The sequence below is a fragment of the Microbacterium salsuginis genome, from assembly GCF_012524205.1.
In the GTDB taxonomy this organism is placed as follows: domain Bacteria; phylum Actinomycetota; class Actinomycetes; order Actinomycetales; family Microbacteriaceae; genus Microbacterium; species Microbacterium salsuginis.
In genome coordinates this window covers 152,538-170,124 of record NZ_JABACI010000006.1, presented here as the reverse complement: position 1 = coordinate 170,124, position 17,587 = coordinate 152,538, and the positions used below count along the sequence as shown (strand labels likewise).

General features: G+C 68.9%; 14 protein-coding genes. 1 reads left to right on the top strand and 13 read right to left on the bottom strand.

Features of this window, described 5'->3' with window-relative positions; genetic code table 11:
• Nucleotides 1-37 precede the first annotated feature (37 nt).
• The 10 genes from tpiA to HF576_RS19465 all read right to left on the bottom strand — a co-directional run bounded on the left by tpiA (nucleotide 38) and on the right by HF576_RS19465 (nucleotide 13,750).
• Nucleotides 38-829, bottom strand: a complete 792-nt coding sequence (gene tpiA, locus HF576_RS19510; RefSeq protein WP_168914504.1) for a triose-phosphate isomerase — start codon at nucleotides 827-829, stop codon at nucleotides 38-40.
• Nucleotides 820-2,034 (bottom strand): phosphoglycerate kinase, encoded by a 1,215-nt coding sequence (locus HF576_RS19505; RefSeq protein WP_168914503.1) that lies wholly within the window; start codon nucleotides 2,032-2,034, stop codon nucleotides 820-822. The genes tpiA and HF576_RS19505 overlap by 10 nt, the downstream gene beginning before the upstream one ends.
• A 6-nt stretch (nucleotides 2,035-2,040) precedes the next feature.
• Nucleotides 2,041-3,051: a type I glyceraldehyde-3-phosphate dehydrogenase gene (gene gap, locus HF576_RS19500; protein ID WP_168914502.1), complete on the bottom strand. Its 1,011-nt coding sequence runs from the start codon at nucleotides 3,049-3,051 to the stop codon at nucleotides 2,041-2,043.
• Between the two features lie 103 nt (nucleotides 3,052-3,154).
• Nucleotides 3,155-3,781, bottom strand: a complete 627-nt coding sequence (locus HF576_RS19495) for a superoxide dismutase (protein WP_168914501.1) — start codon at nucleotides 3,779-3,781, stop codon at nucleotides 3,155-3,157.
• 132 nt (nucleotides 3,782-3,913) lie between these two features.
• Nucleotides 3,914-4,891: a DNA-binding protein WhiA gene (whiA, locus tag HF576_RS19490; RefSeq protein WP_168914500.1), complete on the bottom strand. Its 978-nt coding sequence runs from the start codon at nucleotides 4,889-4,891 to the stop codon at nucleotides 3,914-3,916.
• Between the two features lie 54 nt (nucleotides 4,892-4,945).
• Complete coding sequence (rapZ, locus tag HF576_RS19485) at nucleotides 4,946-5,893, bottom strand: RNase adapter RapZ (protein WP_425523024.1); 948 nt, start codon at nucleotides 5,891-5,893, stop codon at nucleotides 4,946-4,948.
• Nucleotides 5,894-5,916: 23 nt separating this feature from the next.
• Entirely contained in the window at nucleotides 5,917-7,860 is a 1,944-nt protein-coding gene (gene uvrC, locus HF576_RS19480; RefSeq protein WP_168914499.1) for an excinuclease ABC subunit UvrC, read from the bottom strand.
• Nucleotides 7,861-7,864: 4 nt separating this feature from the next.
• Nucleotides 7,865-10,783: an excinuclease ABC subunit UvrA gene (gene uvrA, locus HF576_RS19475; RefSeq protein ID WP_425523023.1), complete on the bottom strand. Its 2,919-nt coding sequence runs from the start codon at nucleotides 10,781-10,783 to the stop codon at nucleotides 7,865-7,867.
• Nucleotides 10,784-10,855: 72 nt separating this feature from the next.
• The gene (locus HF576_RS19470; protein WP_168914498.1) at nucleotides 10,856-13,177 is read right to left on the bottom strand and encodes a 5'-nucleotidase C-terminal domain-containing protein; all 2,322 of its coding nucleotides are present in this window, start codon (nucleotides 13,175-13,177) and stop codon (nucleotides 10,856-10,858) included.
• A gap of 129 nt (nucleotides 13,178-13,306) precedes the next feature.
• The gene (locus tag HF576_RS19465) at nucleotides 13,307-13,750 is read right to left on the bottom strand and encodes a MarR family transcriptional regulator (protein ID WP_168914497.1); all 444 of its coding nucleotides are present in this window, start codon (nucleotides 13,748-13,750) and stop codon (nucleotides 13,307-13,309) included.
• Between the two features lie 41 nt (nucleotides 13,751-13,791).
• On the opposite strand from HF576_RS19465, the gene HF576_RS19460 reads away from it, so the two are divergent.
• Nucleotides 13,792-14,046, top strand: a complete 255-nt coding sequence (locus tag HF576_RS19460; protein ID WP_168914496.1) for a hypothetical protein — start codon at nucleotides 13,792-13,794, stop codon at nucleotides 14,044-14,046.
• Between the two features lie 21 nt (nucleotides 14,047-14,067).
• Here the strand turns inward: HF576_RS19460 and uvrB are convergent, their stop codons facing one another.
• The 3 genes from uvrB to coaE all read right to left on the bottom strand — a co-directional run bounded on the left by uvrB (nucleotide 14,068) and on the right by coaE (nucleotide 17,549).
• Nucleotides 14,068-16,149 carry an excinuclease ABC subunit UvrB gene (gene uvrB, locus HF576_RS19455; RefSeq protein WP_168914495.1) on the bottom strand — a complete coding sequence of 694 codons (2,082 nt, stop codon included), beginning with the start codon at nucleotides 16,147-16,149 and terminating at the stop codon, nucleotides 14,068-14,070.
• Nucleotides 16,150-16,222: 73 nt separating this feature from the next.
• Entirely contained in the window at nucleotides 16,223-16,894 is a 672-nt protein-coding gene (locus HF576_RS19450) for a hypothetical protein (protein WP_168914494.1), read from the bottom strand.
• Between the two features lie 25 nt (nucleotides 16,895-16,919).
• The gene (coaE, locus tag HF576_RS19445) at nucleotides 16,920-17,549 is read right to left on the bottom strand and encodes a dephospho-CoA kinase (protein ID WP_168914493.1); all 630 of its coding nucleotides are present in this window, start codon (nucleotides 17,547-17,549) and stop codon (nucleotides 16,920-16,922) included.
• Nucleotides 17,550-17,587 lie beyond the last annotated feature (38 nt).

Genomic DNA, 17,587 nt, shown 5'->3' with positions numbered 1-17,587 from the left:
GAGACTGGGCACGCAGTGTCTCAGTATAGGTCAGCTCTCACACGCCGACGTGCTTCTGGTACCGGATGATCGCGGCGAACTCGTCGACGACGAGGCTCGCGCCGCCGACCAGAGCGCCGTCCACGTCGGGCTCGCGCATGAAGCTGGCGATGTTGGCCGCCTTCACCGATCCGCCGTACAGCACACGGGTCTTGGCCGCGGCATCCGCGCCCAGCTTCTCGGCGATGACGCCGCGCAGCGTGGCGCACACGTCCTGCGCCTGCTGCGGCGTTGCCGCCTGGCCCGAGCCGATGGCCCACACCGGCTCGTACGCGACGACGATCTCGGCATCCGCCTTCACGCCTGCCAGGGCGGCGGTCAGCTGCGCCACCGGAACCGCGCTCGCACCGAACTTCTCGAGGTCTTCGCTCGTCTCGCCGACGCAGATCACGGGAATCAGGCCGTGCCGCAGTGCCGCCTTGACTTTGGCTGCCACGACCTCGTCGCTCTCGGCGTGGTACTGCCGCCGCTCGGAGTGACCGATGATGACGTACCGGTTGTCGAGCTTCGCGAGGAAGGCGCCGGACACCTCGCCGGTGTAGGCGCCGGAGTCGTGCGCCGACAGATCCTGCGCGCCGAGTGCGAACGGGATCTTGTCGGCGTCCAGGAGCGTCTGCACGGTGCGCAGGTCGGTGAACGGCGGGAAGACCGCCACCTCGACGGAGCCGTCCTCGTGCTTGGCGTCCTTCAGCGTCCAGTGCAGCTTCTGCACGAACGCGACCGCCTGCAGGTGGTCGAGGTTCATCTTCCAGTTGCCCGCGATGAGCGGGGTGCGCGGCGCTATTGCCATCCGAGGACCTCCAGTCCGGGAAGCTTCTTTCCTTCGAGGAACTCCAGGCTCGCGCCTCCGCCGGTCGAGATGTGACCGAACTCGTCGTCTGCGAAGCCGAGCTGGCGCACCGCTGCGGCGGAGTCGCCGCCACCGACGACGGACAGTCCGTCGACCTCGGTGAGCGCCTTCGCGACGGCCTTGGTGCCGGCGGCGAAGGGCGCCATCTCGAACACGCCCATCGGGCCGTTCCAGAACACGGTCTTCGAGCCGCGCACCGCGTCCGCGAAGATCACGGCCGTCTCGGGTCCGATGTCGAGCCCGAGACCGGATGCTCCGAACGCGGTGTCTTCGAGGGCCGAGGCAGGTGCGACCACGTGCTCGGCATCGGCCGCGAACGACGCGGCGACCACGGCGTCGACGGGGAGGACGAGTTCGACCCCGAGCTCCTTCGCCTTCGCCATGTACCGGGTGACGGTGTCGAGCTGGTCCTGCTCGAGCAGGCTCGCCCCGACCTTGTGGCCCTGCGCGGCCAGGAACGTGAACATCATGCCGCCACCGACCAGAAGCCGGTCCACGCGCGGCAGCAGGTGATCGATGACCCCGAGCTTATCGCTGACCTTCGAGCCGCCCAGGACGACTGTGTAGGGGCGCTCCGGGTTCTCGGTGAGGCGGTCGAGGACATCGACCTCCTTCTCGATGAGCGATCCCGCGGCCGACGGCAGGATCTCGGCGAGGTCGTACACCGACGCCTGCTTGCGGTGCACCACGCCGAAGCCGTCCGACACGAGGACGTCTCCGAGCCCGGCGAGCTGCTCGGCGAACGCGCGCCGCTCAGAGTCGTCCTTGGACGTCTCGCCCGGGTTGAAGCGGAGGTTCTCGAGCACCGCGACATCGCCGTCCTCGAGGGCGGCCGCGGCCTCGTGGGCCGACTCCCCCACCGTGTCGCGGGCGAAGGCGACCGGCTTTCCGAGCAGCTCGGACAGACGCTGGGCGACGGGCGCGAGGCTGTACTTCGAGTCCGGCGCTCCGTCGGGGCGACCGAGGTGCGAGCAGACCAGGACGCGCGCGCCCTGGTTGATGAGGGCGTTGAGCGTGGGGAGCGTGGCCCGCACACGGCCATCGTCCGTGATGACGCCGTCCTTCAGGGGGACGTTGAGGTCAGCACGGACGATGACGCGCTTGCCGGCCAGCGAACCCAGGGTGCTGAGGGTGCGCAGGGCCATGGCGGGTTACAGGCGCTCGGCGACGTACTCGGTCAGGTCGACGAGGCGGTTCGAGTAGCCCCACTCGTTGTCGTACCACGCCGACACCTTGACCAGGTTGCCGCTGACGTTGGTGAGCTCCGAGTCGAAGATCGACGAGTGCGGGTTGAGCTGGATGTCGCTGGAGACGATCGGGTCCTCGGTGTACTCGAGGTAACCGGCCAGACGGCCCTCGGCCGCGGCGGCCTTGTAGGCCTCGTTGACCTGCTCGACGGTGAGGCCCTCGGTCGGCGTGACGATCGTCAGGTCGACGATGGAGCCGGTGGGGACCGGCACCCGGTACGACGAACCGCTGAGCTTGCCGTTGAGCTCGGGCAGCACCCGGCCGATGGCCTTCGCGGCGCCGGTGGAGGCCGGCACGATGTTGATCGCCGCGGCGCGCGCGCGACGCAGGTCGCTGTGCGGGCCGTCCTGGAGGTTCTGATCCGCGGTGTACGCGTGAGCGGTCATCATGAAGCCGCGCTCGATGCCGAAGGCGTCGTTGAACACCTTCGCGAGGGGCGCGAGGCAGTTCGTGGTGCACGAGGCGTTGGAGATGATGACGTGGTTCTCGGGGTCGTACTCGCCCTCGTTGACACCCATCACGATCGTGACGTCGTCGCCGGTGGCGGGTGCGGAGATCAGGACCTTCTTGGCGCCGCCCGCGATGTGCTTCTTGGCGTCCTCGGCCTTGGTGAAGCGTCCGGTGGACTCGATGACGATGTCCACTCCCAGCTCGCCCCACGGGAGGTTGGCGGGGTCGCGCTCCTCGAAGACCTTGATGGACTTGCCGCCCACCGTGATCGAGTCGCCGTCGTACGAGACCGATTCGCTCAGCGGGCCTCCGACCGAGTCGTACGTGAGGAGGTGCGCGAGCGTCTTGTTGTCGGTGAGGTCGTTCACCGCCACGATTTCGAGGTCCGCGCCCTGCGCGAGAGCCGCGCGAAGGAAGTTGCGTCCGATGCGGCCGAAGCCGTTGATGCCGATCTTGACAGCCACGGAATTTCTCCTGAGATGTGTCGTGCGCGAGTGCGCGGTTGGTGCGATTCAGACGGTGGACAACGGCGTCCCGGCGGGCGCACCCGCCGGGACGCCTCGCCAGCTATGACAGTACCAGCAGGCCCGACGTCTTCTGCCGGGCGGCGTCGAGGCGCAGAGCGACGTTCTGCCAGTCGACGATGTTCCAGACCGCCTTGACGTAGTCGGCCTTGACGTTGAGGTAGTCCAGGTAGAAAGCGTGCTCCCACATGTCCAGCTGGAAGACGGGGATCGTGCCCTGGGCCGTGTTGCTCTGCTGATCGAACAGCTGCTGAATGATGAGCTGCTCGCCGATCGGGTCCCAGCTGAGCACCGCCCAGCCCGAGCCCTGGATTCCGGTCGCGGCCGCGGTGAAGTGCGCCTGGAACTTGTCGAAGCCGCCGAAGAACTCGTCGATCGCGGCGCGCAGCTCGCCGTCGGGCTCGCCGCCGCCGTTGGGCGAGAGGTTCGTCCAGAAGATGGAGTGGTTGACGTGACCGCCCAGGTTGAAGGCCAGGTCCTTCTCGAGCTTGTTCACGTTCGCGAGGCTGCCGGTCTCACGCGCCTCCGCCAGCTGCTCGAGAGCGGTGTTGGCACCGGTGACATACGCCTGGTGGTGCTTGCTGTGGTGCAGCTCCATGATCTTGCCGCTGATGTGCGGTTCGAGCGCGGCGTAGTCGTAGGGGAGGTCGGGCAAGGTGTACTTCGCCATGTTCTCTTCTTCCTGTCGGCGCGCGCCGAATTCCTCGGCGCTGCGAGGGTGACGGGTTCATCCTACTGAGCCTCAACGTCCGCGCGCGGGGGTTGCTTCCCTCGATGACGTCGAGTACCCGGATGCCTCGGCTCAGTCTTCGAGACCCGCCGGAACAGCCGCGTCCGTGCCCGGCACGCCGTCGGTCTCGGCCTTCTTGTCGGCCATCGCGAGCAGCCGTCGGATGCGTCCGGCGACGGCATCCTTGGTCAGCGGCGGATCCGCGTGGTGGCCGAGCTCGTCCAGGCTCGCGTCGCGGTGCGCGAGGCGCAGCTCGCCTGCTTCGCGGAGGTGCTCGGGCACCTCATCCCCCAGGATCTCGAGCGCACGCTCGACCCGCGCGCACGCGGCGACGGCGGCCTGGGCCGAGCGCCGCAGGTTCGCGTCGTCGAAGTTGACGAGCCGGTTGACGCCGGCGCGGACTTCTCGCCGCTGGCGCATCTGATCCCAGTCCGACGCGGCGCGGACGGCGCCCATCGCGGCGAGGGCTGCGCGGATCGCCTCGCCCTCGCGGACCACGACGCGCGGCACACCGCGCACCTCGCGCGCCTTGCCGGCGATGCCGAGGCGGTGCGCGGCACCGACCAGGGCCATCGCGGCCTCCGATGACGGGCAGGTGATCTCGAGCGCCGCCGACCGGCCGGGCTCGCTCAGCGAGCCGGCAGCCAGGAATGCGCCGCGCCAGATCGCGGCGAGGTCGCCGCGCGAGCCGGTCGTCAGCTTGTTGGGCAGCCCGCGCACGGGGCGCCGGCGCTGGTCGAGCAGGCCGGTCTGACGAGCGAGCGTCTCGCCGCCGTCGATCACGCGTACGGCGTAGTGGCTGCCGTTGCGCGCACCAGACCCCTGGACGTGGACGAGTTCGGGCCGCACGCCGTAGAGCTCGACGAGATCGCGAGCGGTGCGCCGCGCGAGGACGTCGGAATCGACCTCCGCCTCGACGGCGACTCGATTCGCGATCGAGTGCAGTCCTCCGGAGAACCGCAGCAACGAGGTCAGCTCTGCCACGCGGGCCGTCGGGCGCGGGTCGCGCACGGTGATCAGCTCGGCCTTCACGTCAGCAGTGAGCGACACGGGTCTCCTTCGCGGATGGGTCCTGGAACGAAGGACAAGCCTACTCGGCCGGAGTCATTCACGCCCGAGGTCGCGGTGCTTCACCCGCACGGCGACCCCGGGCACGCCGGCAAGGCGGTCGGCGAGCTCGCGCGCCATCACGACGGAGCGATGCTTGCCACCGGTGCACCCGACCGCGACGACCGAATGGCGCTTGTTCTCACGCTGGTAGCCGGCCAGAACCGGGCGCAGCGCGGTGGCGTACGCCGCGATGAAGTCCTCGGCGCCCTCCTGCGCGAGGACGAACTCGCGCACGTCGGCATCCTCGCCGGTGAGCGGACGCAGCCCTTCGTTCCAGAACGGATTGGGCAGGAACCTCATGTCGGCGACGAGGTCGGCATCGGGCGGCAGCCCGTACTTGAACCCGAAGCTCAGGATCGTGAGGGTATGCCGCGCGGCATTCTCCTCGGAGAAGAGATCGCTCACCTGCGTGGCCAACTGGTGGATGTTGTACGTCGAGGTGTCCATGATGACGTCCGCGCTCTCGCGCACGGCGGTGAGCCGCGCGCGCTCGAGCCGGATGCCGTCGAGGATGGTGCCGTCGCCCTGGAGCGGGTGGGGCCGGCGCACGGCCTCGAAGCGACGCACGAGCACCTCGTCCGAGGCGTCCAGGAACATCAGCCGGATCTGGCGGCGCTCCCGGAGCGCGCGCATCGCCTCGGGAAGGTCGGAGAAGAGGTCGCGCCCGCGCACGTCGACGACCACGGCGACACGAGGCAGGACGCCCGCCGCGAGCTCGGTGAGATCCAGCAGCGGCTTGAGCATCTGGGGCGGCAGGTTGTCGACCACGTACCAGCCGAGATCCTCGAGGGCGTTGGCGGCGGTCGACCGGCCGGCACCCGACATCCCGGTGACGATGAGAACCTCGCCGGCGCTCTTCTGCCCGTTCCCCTGGCGCGAGCCATCCTCGCCCACGTCGCTCTCCGCCGTTCCGCCGCGACCCGTCACCTCGGCCATGACCACCCCCGTCGGTCCCAGCCTATCCGTCAGCCCGAGAGGTGCAGGTGGATCGCGGCGGCGAGCTTGGGGCCGACACCGGGCAGCTGCGCGATCTCGTCGGGAGTGGCCTGCTTGAGCGCGGACACCGATCCGAAGTGACGCAGCAGCGCCTTGATGCGGGCCTCTCCCAGTCCCGGCACCTCGGCCAGCACGCTCTGGATGTCGCGGCGACGGCGCTTGCGCTGATGCGTGATCGCGAAGCGGTGCGCTTCGTCACGCAGGCGCTGCAGCAGGTACAGCGCCTCCGACGTGCGCGGCAGGATCACGGGATACTCCTCCCCCGGCAGCCACACCTCCTCGAGTCGCTTCGCGATGCCGCACAGCGCGACCTCCTCGTGCCCCGCGTCGCGCAGGGCGCGCGCGGCCGCCTCGACCTGCGGCTTGCCCCCGTCGACCACGAGCAGCTGCGGCCGGTAGGCGAATCGCGGGCGCTTGCGAGCGGTCACGACCTCGGCATCCGGATCCGTCACGATGGCGGCGTCCGGCGAGACGACGGATGCCGTGCGCTCGGACTCGTCGGGCTCGTTCTCCTCGGGTCGGTCCAGGTACGCCAGCCGGCGCATGAGCACCTGGTAGAGCGAGTCGGTGTCGTCGGTCGTCTCGGCGACGCCGAACGAACGGTACTGGTCCTTGCGGGGCAGCCCGTCCTCGAAGACCACCATCGAGGCGACGACGTTCGTGCCGCCCAGGTGCGACACGTCGAAGCACTCGATCCGCAGCGGCGCTTCGGCGAGGTCGAGGGCCTCCTGCAGGTCGGTGAGCGCCTGGGTGCGCGCGACGTAGTCGCTGGTGCGCCGGGTCTTGTGCAGCATCAGCGCCTGCTGTGCGTTCAGCGTCGCCGTCTTCATGAGCTCGGCCTTGCGGCCGCGCTGGGCGACCTGGATCGTCACGGACTTCCCCCGCCGCTCCCGCAGCCACGCCTCGAGCTCGGCCGCGTCATCGGGCAGCGAGGGGACGAGGACCTGACGCGGGATGTCGGTGCTCGCCGCGTTGCCGTAAGTCCGCTGCAGCACCTGGTCGACGAGATCGCCGCCCGAGATGTCGAGTTCCTTCTCGATCGTCGTGGCCCTGACGCCGCGCACACGACCGCCGCGGATCACGAAGTGCTGAACGGTCGCAGCCAGCTCGTCCTCGGCGATCCCGAACAGGTCGGCATCGGTGTCGGCCGCCAGCACGAGGGCGCTCTTGTTCAGCACCGCATCGATCGCCTGCAGCTTGTCGCGATAGACCGCCGCCGCCTCGTAGTCCATCGCGGCCGCGGCCTCGCGCATCCGCGCCGACAGCTCCCTGGTGAAGCGCTGATCGCCGCCGGCCATGAAGGCGATGAAGTCCTCGACCATCGCGCGATGCTCCTCGATGGTCACCTTCATCGAGCACGGACCGCCGCAGCGGCCGATCTGTCCAGGAAAGCACGGCCGCCCGCTGGCCATGGCCTTCTTGTAGGACGAGTCGCTGCACGTGCGGATCGGGAAGACCTTGATCATCAGGTCGATGGTGTCGTGCACGGCCCACACCTTGGGGTACGGCCCGAAATACTTCGCCCCCGGGATCCGCCGGTTGCGGGTCACGATGACACGCGGCGCCTCGTCGGCGAGCGTGATCGCCATGAACGGATAGGACTTGTCATCCCGGTAGCGGACGTTGAACGGCGGATCGAACTCCTTGATCCACTGGTACTCCAGCTGCAGCGAGTCGACATCGGTCGCGACGACGGTCCACTCGACCGAGGCCGCCGTGGTCACCATGCGTCGCGTGCGCTCGTGCAGCGTGTGCAGCGGTGCGAAGTAGTTCGACAGCCGCGCGCGCAGGTTCTTGGCCTTGCCGACGTACAGCACACGACCGTCGCCGTCACGGAAGCGGTAGACGCCGGGGTTGGTCGGGATCTCGCCCGGCCGGGGCTTATACGAGACCGTGGGGACCGATCTGACCATCGGGTCAGCCGGCCTTGCGCGCCTCGACGGCCGATCCGAGCCCCAGCACCTCCGCCAGGAAGGCGCCGGTGTGGCTGCCCTCGACACGCGCGACCTGCTCGGGGGTGCCGGTCGCCACGACCTCACCGCCGCCCGCGCCACCCTCGGGCCCGAGATCGATCACCCAGTCCGAGGACTTGATGACGTCGAGGTTGTGCTCGATCACGATGACGGTGTTACCCTTCTCGACCAGCCCGTTCAGGACCTCGAGCAGCTTGCGCACGTCCTCGAAGTGCAGTCCCGTCGTGGGCTCGTCCAGCACATAGATCGACCGGCCGTTCGTGCGACGCTGCAGCTCGGTCGCGAGCTTGACGCGCTGCGCCTCGCCGCCCGAGAGCGTCGTCGCCGACTGCCCGAGGCGCACGTAGCCGAGCCCGACGTCGACGAGGGTCTTGAGGTAGCGGTGGATGGCCTGGATCGGCTCGAAGAACTCCGCCGCCTCGGCGATCGGCATCTCGAGCACCTCGGCGATGTTCTTGCCCTTGTAGTGCACGGCCAGCGTGTCGCGGTTGTACCGCTTGCCGTGGCAGACCTCGCAGTCCACGTACACATCGGGGAGGAAGTTCATCTCGATCTTGATCGTGCCGTCACCCGAGCACGCCTCGCAGCGCCCGCCCTTGACGTTGAAGCTGAAGCGCCCGGGCAGATAGCCGCGAACCTTCGCCTCGGTCGTCTCGCTGAAGAGGGTGCGGATCCGATCGAACACGCCCGTATAGGTGGCGGGGTTCGAGCGCGGCGTCCGGCCGATCGGCGCCTGATCGACGTGCACCACCTTGTCGAGGTTGTCCAGGCCGGTCACGCGCGTGTGCTTGCCGGCCACCCTCCGGGCGCCGTTGAGACGCGTCGCGAGCACTTGATAGAGGATGCCGTTGACCAGTGAGGACTTGCCCGACCCGCTGACGCCGGTGACCGCGGTCAGAACGCCCAGCGGGAAGCCGACCGTGACGTTCTTGAGGTTGTTCTCGCGGGCGCCCACGACCGTGACCTGGCGCGTCTTGTCGATCTTGCGCCGCTTCTTCGGCGTGGGGATCGCGCGCCGGCCGGACAGGTAGTCGCCTGTGATCGAGGAGCGATCGGCCAGCAGTTCGGCGAGAGGACCGGAATGCACCACGTCGCCGCCGTTGACGCCGGCGCCGGGCCCGATGTCGACGACCCAATCGGCGGCGTGGATGGTCTCTTCGTCGTGCTCGACGACGATGAGCGTGTTGCCGAGATCGCGCAGCGCCACCAGGGTCTCGATGAGACGCCGGTTGTCGCGCTGGTGCAGACCGATGGACGGCTCGTCGAGCACGTACAGCACTCCGGTCAGGCCCGACCCGATCTGCGTCGCCAGCCGGATGCGCTGTGCCTCACCGCCCGACAATGTTGCTGCGGCGCGGCTGAGGCTCAGGTAGTCCAGCCCGACGCGGATCAGGAAGTCCAGGCGCAGCCGGATCTCGCGCAGCACCTGGGCGGCGATCGTCGCCTCACGCTCGGTGAGGGTCAGCTTGGCGAAGTACTCGCGTGCCCCGCCGAGGCTCAGCCGCGAGGCATCCGCGATGGAATGCCCGTGCACGAGCACCGCGAGCACCTCCGGCTTCAGCCGGTCGCCGTCGCAGACCGGGCACGGCACCTCGCGCAGATACTCGGACCATCGCTGGCGTTGCGTGTCTGACTCGGCTTGCGTGTACTGCCGCTCGATGTACGGAACGACGCCCTCGAAGCCCGACGAATAGCGCATCTCGCGGCCATAGCGGTTCTTCCACTTGACCGTGACCTTGTAGTTCTCGCCGCGAAGCACGGCCTCGCGGACGTCGGCGGGAAGCTTCTTCCACGGCGTGTCGAGCGAGAAGCCGAGATCGTTCGCGAGCCCCTCGAGGAGCCGCTCGTAGTACTGGAACAGCCCCTTGCCCTGCGTGGTCCACGGGATCAGCACGCCCTCGCGGATGGACAGGTCCTCATCGCCGAGCATGAGGTCGACGTCCACCGACATGCGGGTCCCGAGGCCGGAGCACGCCGGGCAGGCGCCGAACGGCGCGTTGAACGAGAACGTCCGGGGCTCGATCTCGGTCAGCTGCAGCGGGTGCCCGTTGGGACACGCCAGCTTCTCGGAGAAGGACTGCCAGGCGGCATCACCCTCCTCGTCGACGAAGTTGACCTGCATGAGGCCGCCGGCGAGCGAGAGCGCCGTCTCGACAGAGTCGGTGACGCGGTCCAGGATGCCGGGAGCCGCGACCAGCCGGTCGACCACGACGGCGATGTCGTGCTTGTAGCTCTTCTTGAGCGTCGGCGGCTCGGCGAGCTGGATCAGCTCGCCGTCGACGATCGCGCGCGCGTAGCCCTTGGCCCCGAGCTCCTTGAAGAGGTCGACGAACTCGCCCTTCTTCTGCGAGACGATCGGGGCGACGATCTGGTAGCGCGTGCGCTCGGGTAGTTCGATCAGCTGATCGGCGATCTGCTGGACCGTCTGGCGCTGGATGACCGCGCCGCACTCGGGACAGTGCGGCACGCCGATCCGCGCCCACAGCAGGCGCATGTAGTCGTGGATCTCGGTGATCGTGCCCACCGTCGACCGCGGGTTGCGGTTGGTGGACTTCTGGTCGATCGAGACGGCCGGGCTCAGTCCTTCGATGAAGTCCACGTCGGGCCGGTCGACCTGACCGAGGAATTGGCGGGCGTACGCGCTCAGTGACTCGACGTATCGACGCTGACCCTCGGCGAAGATCGTGTCGAACGCGAGACTGGACTTGCCGGAGCCGGAGAGGCCCGTGAAGACCACGAGAGAGTCGCGTGGGATGTCGAGATCGACGTCCTTGAGATTGTGCACGCGGGCACCGCGGACGCTGAGCTTTCCGCTGTTGTTTCCGGCAGCGTTTCCGGGCATGGCGACAGGGACGATGGGCACCCGACAAGTCTAGGCGGGGCCTCCGACACGGGCGCCGGAGACCCCGCCTTCACGGGTTGCTGCCAGGGGCGGCTACCAGACCAGGACCGGCACCGCGGTGCTCTCGGACGGCTTGACCGAGTCGCTCCCCGCATACGCGGCGGACAGCTGGTGGACGCCCTTTCCGAGCGGCGGCAGCTTGACCTTCACGACGCCGTTGTCGGCCTCGGTGAGGGTCGCCGTGGCGATCACCTGGTCGCCGTCGAGGATCGTGACATCACCCACGGCCGGCGCTCCGTCCTCGGCGAACACGATCGCGGTGAACTTCACCGCCGACTGCGCCTTCGCGATGATCTTGTTCGCGAAGCCCATGGTGACACTGTCGGCCCGCTCGAACACCGGGATCGTGATCTCGACGCTCGTGCCGGTCGCGGTGCTGATGGTCAGCGGCACCGGGGTGGCCGTCCCGGCCGGGGCGTCACCGGTGATGCCCTCCGGAACGGTCACCGACACCGTCGCCGTTCCACTGCCGTCGCCGTGCGTGCTGGGCAGCGAGAGCGACACCGCGCCCGAGCCGGCAGCGGTGCCTCCGATCGCCACGTCGACGGTCGTCACGCGCGGTTCCGTGGTGCTGAAGTCCAGTGACGAGAGGGCGATGTCGAACGTGCTGCCGGCCTCGTACCCCTGGGCGCCCGCTGCGGGCAGCGTCGCGCCGACCGATCGCTGTGCGTAGTCAGGGCTCGCGGTGCCGATCTCGGCCATGTACGCCACCATCGACTCGAGGTCGACCTGGCCGGTGTCGCGCTTGTCGCTCCCCTGCCCGATCGCGGCGAAGTTGTCGCCGCCCGAGGCCAGGAACGAGTTCGCGACGACGCGGTACGACGCGGCCGGGTCGATGTCGACCCCGTCCAGAGTCATCCGGCTGATGCGGGACCCGGACGCTGCGGCGGGGTCGTAGACGTACTCGAAGCCGGACGAGATGCCGAGCTTGAGGAACGGGCGCGTCGCGCCGGACGGCTGCCACTGCTGCTCGAGCGCCTGCCGGATCTGGTCGCCGGTCATCGTCAGCGTCACGAGTGTGTTCGCGAAGGACTGGACGGTGGCGGCTTCCTTGTAGGTCAGCACGCCGTCCGGCGCGAACGCCATGTCCGCACGGAGACCGCCCGGGTTCATGAACGCGATCTGCGTCGCGGGATCGGTGCGCCGCGCCGACCACAGCTGCGCGTCCGCGACGAAGTTGCCCAGCGTGGACTCTCCGCCGCGATTCTCCGCGCCGCTCGCCTGCTTCGCACGGTTGAAGTCCGCGGTGATGTCGCCGAGCTTGACCGAACCGGGTCCTTCCGCGGCCGCCACGGCCGAAGCCACCATCGTGGCGATGGGGTCGCCCGCGGGCACGGTGTAGCGCGGCACGGTGGCCGTCGCCGGGTTCGCGTCGTGGTCCCAGTACATGTCGACGACGGTGTTGTCCATCGACAGCACCTGCTTCGTCTCCGGATCGACCGTGATCCGCATGTCGCTGAACTTCTCTCCGTACTGGCCGGACGAGATGACCGGCCGCATGCCGGTGTCTCCCGAGTAGGGCACCTCGTGGTTGTAGGCGAGATGCGTGTGGCCCGAGACGATCGCGTTCACCTTCGGAGTGACATTGTTCACGATCTCGCCGAAGGCCGTCCCCGGATCGGTCGCCGCTGCGAGCGAGGTGCCAGGGGCACCCTCGTGGATCAGCAGCACGAGGACGTCCGCTTCCAGGTTCGTGTCGCTCGCGATCCCGTCCGTGAGGCTGTCGGCGACGGCGTTGACACTCTGGACGATGTCGCGGACTTCGATGTCCTGAATGCCGGCGGGCGCGACGAGCGACGGCAGCTCTTCGGTGACGGCACCGATGAAGCCGACTTTGATGCCCTCCATCTCCTTCACCCACGACTCCGCGAGCCCCGGCTGCCCGGTGGACTTCTCGTAGACGTTGGCGGCGATGTACTCCCAGTCGGCAAGATCCTGGACGCGTCCCTCGAGGTCGGCCCAGCCCTTGTCGAACTCGTGGTTGCCGGCCGCGCTCACTTCGAGACCCGCCTCGTTGAGCGTCTCGATGGTCGGGACATCGTTCTGGATGAACGACGTGAACGTGGATGCTCCGATCATGTCGCCTGCCGCCGCGAAGACCGTGTTCGGGTTGCCGGCGCGGACCTGATTCACCGCCTGCGCGAGTGCCGCGATACCTCCGGCGGGGGCGGACTGCTCGATACGTCCGTGGAAGTCGTTGACGGTGACGAGATTGATCTCCACCGGAGTCGCGGCCCCCTGGGCGGCGGGCGCGGCGGCCAGTGCCGTCGCGGCGACGGCACAGACGGCGACGACGGCGCCGAAGGCGCGGCGACGGTGGAGGGATGGGGGTGCGGGACGCTGACCAGATCGCATGGGTGGTGCTTCTCTCTTCGTAGCCGGTGCAGAAGGCGCGTCGGGAGTCCCCCGGGTCGGGTGGGCAGCGTCGCACCGCTTCGACCCTAAGAGATCGCCGGGCATTCGCCTAGAACGAATCCGCGCGACTCACCGGCGCCCCGCGAACGGAGCGAGTGCGTCTCGCAGCGCGACGAGCCCCTGCGCGTCTGCGCCGACGCGCCGCATGACCTGTTCCGGCACATCGAGCGCCTGCTCCCTCAGCGCAGTCCCGCGCGGGGTGAGACCGACGTCCAGCACGCGCTCGTCCTGCCCCCGTCTCGCACGGGTCACGAGGCCCTGGGCCTCGAGCCGCTTCACCAGGGGTGACAGCGTGGCCGGCTCCAGCGCGAGCTCGGCGGCCAGATCTCGCAGTGAACGGGGAGATTCCTCCCACAGGGCGAGCATCACGAGGTACTGCGGGTGCGTCAGGCCGAGAGGCTCGAGGATCGGCCGGTAGATGCCGACGACATTGCGTGCGGCGGTGACCAGGGCGAAGCAGACCTGGTTGTCGAGCTTGAGCAGGTCGTCCGGGGAGGGTGTTGCGACGGTCACTCGTGAATCCTAACGTCCTAATCGTTAGTACACTAATGATCATGACCGACTCGACTGGACCACGCGCCGACCGGCGACCGCTGCGCGAACGGGTCCGTGAGGCGGGCGGGTGGTATCAGTGGATCAACGCGACTCTGATCCGAGCTGCCGGCCCCGCCGCGGTCGGGCCGTACGAGACGGCTCCCCCGCCGTCAGCGGCCGAGCGCGCCGAACGCGCGTGCCCGCTGTGCGGCGCACCCGTCGCACACCACGTCTTCGACCGCTCCGGGCCGAAGCCGCTCATGCACTGCCCGTAGCGCCGCACCCCGCGCTGAGCGTCAGGCGTGCCCGGCGCGCTCCATGGCGCGCAGCTCCTTCTTGAGGTCCTGGACCTCGTCGCGCAATCGGGCGGCGAGCTCGAACTTCAGCTCGCCCGCGGCCGCGAGCATCTGCGTACTGAGGTCGGCGATGGTCGCCTCGAGCTGCTCCGCCCCTTCGGCGGCGATCCCTTCGCGGCGGAGCTGCGGCGTCGGCGACTTGCCCTTGCCCGACTTGTTCTTGGCCGCGGCCTTGCCGCGCAGCATCCGCTCGGTGTCGGAGGCTTCGCGCGCGAGCACCTCGGTGATGTCGGCGATGCGCTTGCGCAGCGGCTGCGGATCGATTCCGCGCTCCTTGTTGTACGCGACCTGCTTCTCGCGGCGCCGGTCGGTCTCTTCGATGGCGTTGCGCATCGAATCGGTGATGCTGTCGGCGTACATGTGGACCTGGCCCGACACGTTGCGGGCGGCGCGGCCGATGGTCTGGATGAGCGATGTGCCGCTGCGCAGGAAGCCCTCCTTGTCGGCATCCAGGATCGCCACCAGCGACACTTCGGGCAGATCGAGGCCCTCGCGCAGCAGGTTGATGCCGACGAGCACGTCGTACACGCCCGCCCGCAGTTCGCTCAGCAGCTCCACGCGGCGCAGCGTGTCGACGTCGGAGTGCAGATAGCGCACCCGGACGCCGTGCTCGCCCAGGAAGTCGGTCAGCTCTTCGGCCATCTTCTTGGTCAGCGTCGTGACCAGCACGCGCTCATCACGCGCGGCTCTGACGCGGATCTCTTCGAGGAGGTCGTCGATCTGACCCTTGGACGGCTTGACGATGATCTCGGGGTCAACCAGGCCAGTCGGGCGGATGATCTGCTCGACAACGCCGTCCGCGATGCCCATCTCGTAGCGGCCCGGAGTCGCGGAGAGGTACACCGTCTGGCCCACGCGCTCCTTGAACTCGTCCCAGCGCAGCGGGCGGTTGTCCATTGCGCTGGGCAGCCGGAAGCCGTGCTCGACCAGCGTGCGCTTGCGTGAGGCATCCCCTTCGTACATCGCGCCGATCTGCGGAACCGTGGCGTGCGACTCGTCGATCACCATGAGGAAGTCGTCGGGGAAGAAGTCCAGCAGCGTGTGCGGCGGCTCGCCGGGCATGCGGCCGTCGAGATGACGCGAGTAGTTCTCGATGCCCGAGCAGAAGCCGAGCTGCTGCAGCATCTCGAGATCGAACGTCGTCCGCATGCGCAGCCGCTGCGCCTCGAGGAGCTTGTTCTGCGACTCGAGCTCTTTCAGGCGCTCCTCGAGCTCGTGCTCGATCGTCCCGATCGCGCGCTGCACGGTCTCGGTGCCCGCCGCGTAGTGCGTCGCAGGGAAGATGGGCACCGAGTCCATGCGCTGCATGACATCGCCCGTGAGCGGATGCAGCATGTACAGCGCCTCGATCTCGTCGCCGAACATCTCGATGCGGATCGCGTACTCCTCGTACACCGGGATGATCTCGATCGTGTCGCCGCGGACCCGGAAGTTGCCGCGTGAGAAGTCGACATCGTTGCGGTTGTACTGCATCGCGATGAACTTGCGGATGAGCGCGTTGCGGTCGTAGCGCTCCCCCACTTGCAGCGCCACCATTGCGCGCAGATACTCCTCGGGCGAGCCGAGGCCGTAGATGCACGAGACCGTCGAGACCACGATCACGTCTCGTCGGGAGAGCAGGGAATTGGTCGTCGAGTGCCGCAGCCGCTCCACCTCGGCGTTGATCGAGGAGTCCTTCTCGATGAAGGTGTCGGTCTGCGGGACGTAGGCCTCGGGCTGGTAGTAGTCGTAGTAGCTGACGAAGTACTCGACCGCGTTGTGGGGCATCAGCTCGCGGAACTCGTTGGCCAGCTGCGCCGCCAGCGTCTTGTTGTGCGCAAGGACGAGAGTCGGCCGCTGAACGGCTTCGACGAGCCACGCGGTGGTCGCCGATTTTCCGGTTCCGGTCGCGCCGAGCAGCACGACATCGGTCTCGCCGGCGTTGATGCGGGCGGCGAGCTGGGCGATCGCCTGCGGCTGGTCCCCCGACGGCTCGTAGTCGCTCACGACCTCGAAGGGCCGCACGGATCGCGTGGTCTGCACACATCAAGCGTAGGCGGCCCCTCCGACACCGGGGCCGGGACCGCCGCGGCCCGGACGACTGCGATGCGGCGTGTCAGCCGCCGAACCCGCCCCCGCCGTCGAATCCTCCGCCGCCGAACCCGCCGAAGCCGCCGTCGAAGCCTCCACCCAGCCCGCCGTCGACACCGCCGCCGAAGTCACCGGCACCGGCACCCGCCCCGCCACCGTCCAGCCCGGTGCCGGGATCGAAGGTCTCACCGACCCAGCCCGGCTCCGACTCGAGCTGCAGCGACCCTGCACCCATCGTGTAGTAACTGATCACCGCACTGGAGGCCAGGACGTTGTTCGCCATGAGCAGCATGACGCCGCTGGTCGCGAGCATGCCGCGCACGTCCACGCCGTCGCGCGGATCGACCCATGGGGCGTCCGAGCGGATCGCGGTCGCCGTCGGCGCCGTACCCGCGCCCGCTCCACCGCCCGCGGCGCGTTGCGCGCGATGCTCCTCGGCGCGACGGACCAGTCGGGCCAGCACGGTCGGGTCGTCCGAGGCGGCTTCGCGCTCCGACTCCGCCATGAACGGACGCAGCTGCTCGAACATCTCGCGGCGCCGCTCGGCCGGCATCTCTCGGAACGCGGATGCGTGGGCGCTCTCGATCACGGACGCCGGCAGCGTGTTCAGCAGGTACACATACCGCGCGATGCGCTCCTCGTCGCTCAGCGCGCGATAGGGCGTCCTGCGTCGCCGGAATCTCGAGAACACGCCCATGTGAACCTCCGTGTGTGGCAGAAGCCTACGCCCGCCGTGCGGTGGCGCGGGCCGAGATGTGCTCATCGAGCCGGCGCCACACGTCGTCCACCTGCTGCAGGGTCTCATCGAGTGTTCCGGCGGTGTCGATCACGACGTCCGCCACCGCCAGCCTGTCGTCGTCGGACGCCTGCGAGGCGATGCGCGCGTCCGCGTCGGCCTCGGTCAGACCGCGCAGCTCGACCAGCCGGCGACGGCGCACGTCGGCGGGCGCGTGTGCGACGATGACCAGCTCCCACGGGTCGCCGATCCGGGCTTCCACCAGCAGCGGCACGTCGTACACCACGACCGCTGCGGGATCCCGAGCGAGCGCCTCGGCGAAGCGCCGCGACGACTCGGCCCGCACCGCGGGGTGCACGATCGCGTTCAGCCGGGCCACCGCCGCCTCATCGCCGAACACCCGGGCGCCCAGGGCCGCGCGATCGAGTGAGCCGTCAGGGCGCAGCATCCGCTCCCCGAACTCGGTGGCGATCGCGGTGAGGACCGGCGAGCCGGGCTGCTGCACGTCGCGGACGAGCTGGTCGGCATCGACGATCACCGCACCATGGTGGGCGAGCCGCCGGGCGATGGTGGACTTCCCCGAGGCGATGCCGCCGGTGAGCGCGACGAGAGGCATGATTCGAGGATGCCATGCGCCGCCCGATCGTGGGCGCA

Bases quoted from the DNA above. Each gene is read 5' to 3' on its own strand.
- tpiA (WP_168914504.1), bottom strand. From the start codon at position 829: ATGGCAATAGCGCCGCGCACCCCGCTCATCGCGGGCAACTGGAAGATG.
- HF576_RS19505 (WP_168914503.1), bottom strand. From the start codon at position 2,034: ATGGCCCTGCGCACCCTCAGCACCCTGGGTTCGCTGGCCGGCAAGCGC.
- HF576_RS19495 (WP_168914501.1), bottom strand. From the start codon at position 3,781: ATGGCGAAGTACACCTTGCCCGACCTCCCCTACGACTACGCCGCGCTC.
- uvrC (WP_168914499.1), bottom strand. From the start codon at position 7,860: ATGGTCAGATCGGTCCCCACGGTCTCGTATAAGCCCCGGCCGGGCGAG.
- HF576_RS19470 (WP_168914498.1), bottom strand. From the start codon at position 13,177: ATGCGATCTGGTCAGCGTCCCGCACCCCCATCCCTCCACCGTCGCCGC.
- HF576_RS19460 (WP_168914496.1), top strand. From the start codon at position 13,792: ATGACCGACTCGACTGGACCACGCGCCGACCGGCGACCGCTGCGCGAA.
- HF576_RS19450 (WP_168914494.1), bottom strand. From the start codon at position 16,894: ATGGGCGTGTTCTCGAGATTCCGGCGACGCAGGACGCCCTATCGCGCG.
- coaE (WP_168914493.1), bottom strand. From the start codon at position 17,549: ATGCCTCTCGTCGCGCTCACCGGCGGCATCGCCTCGGGGAAGTCCACC.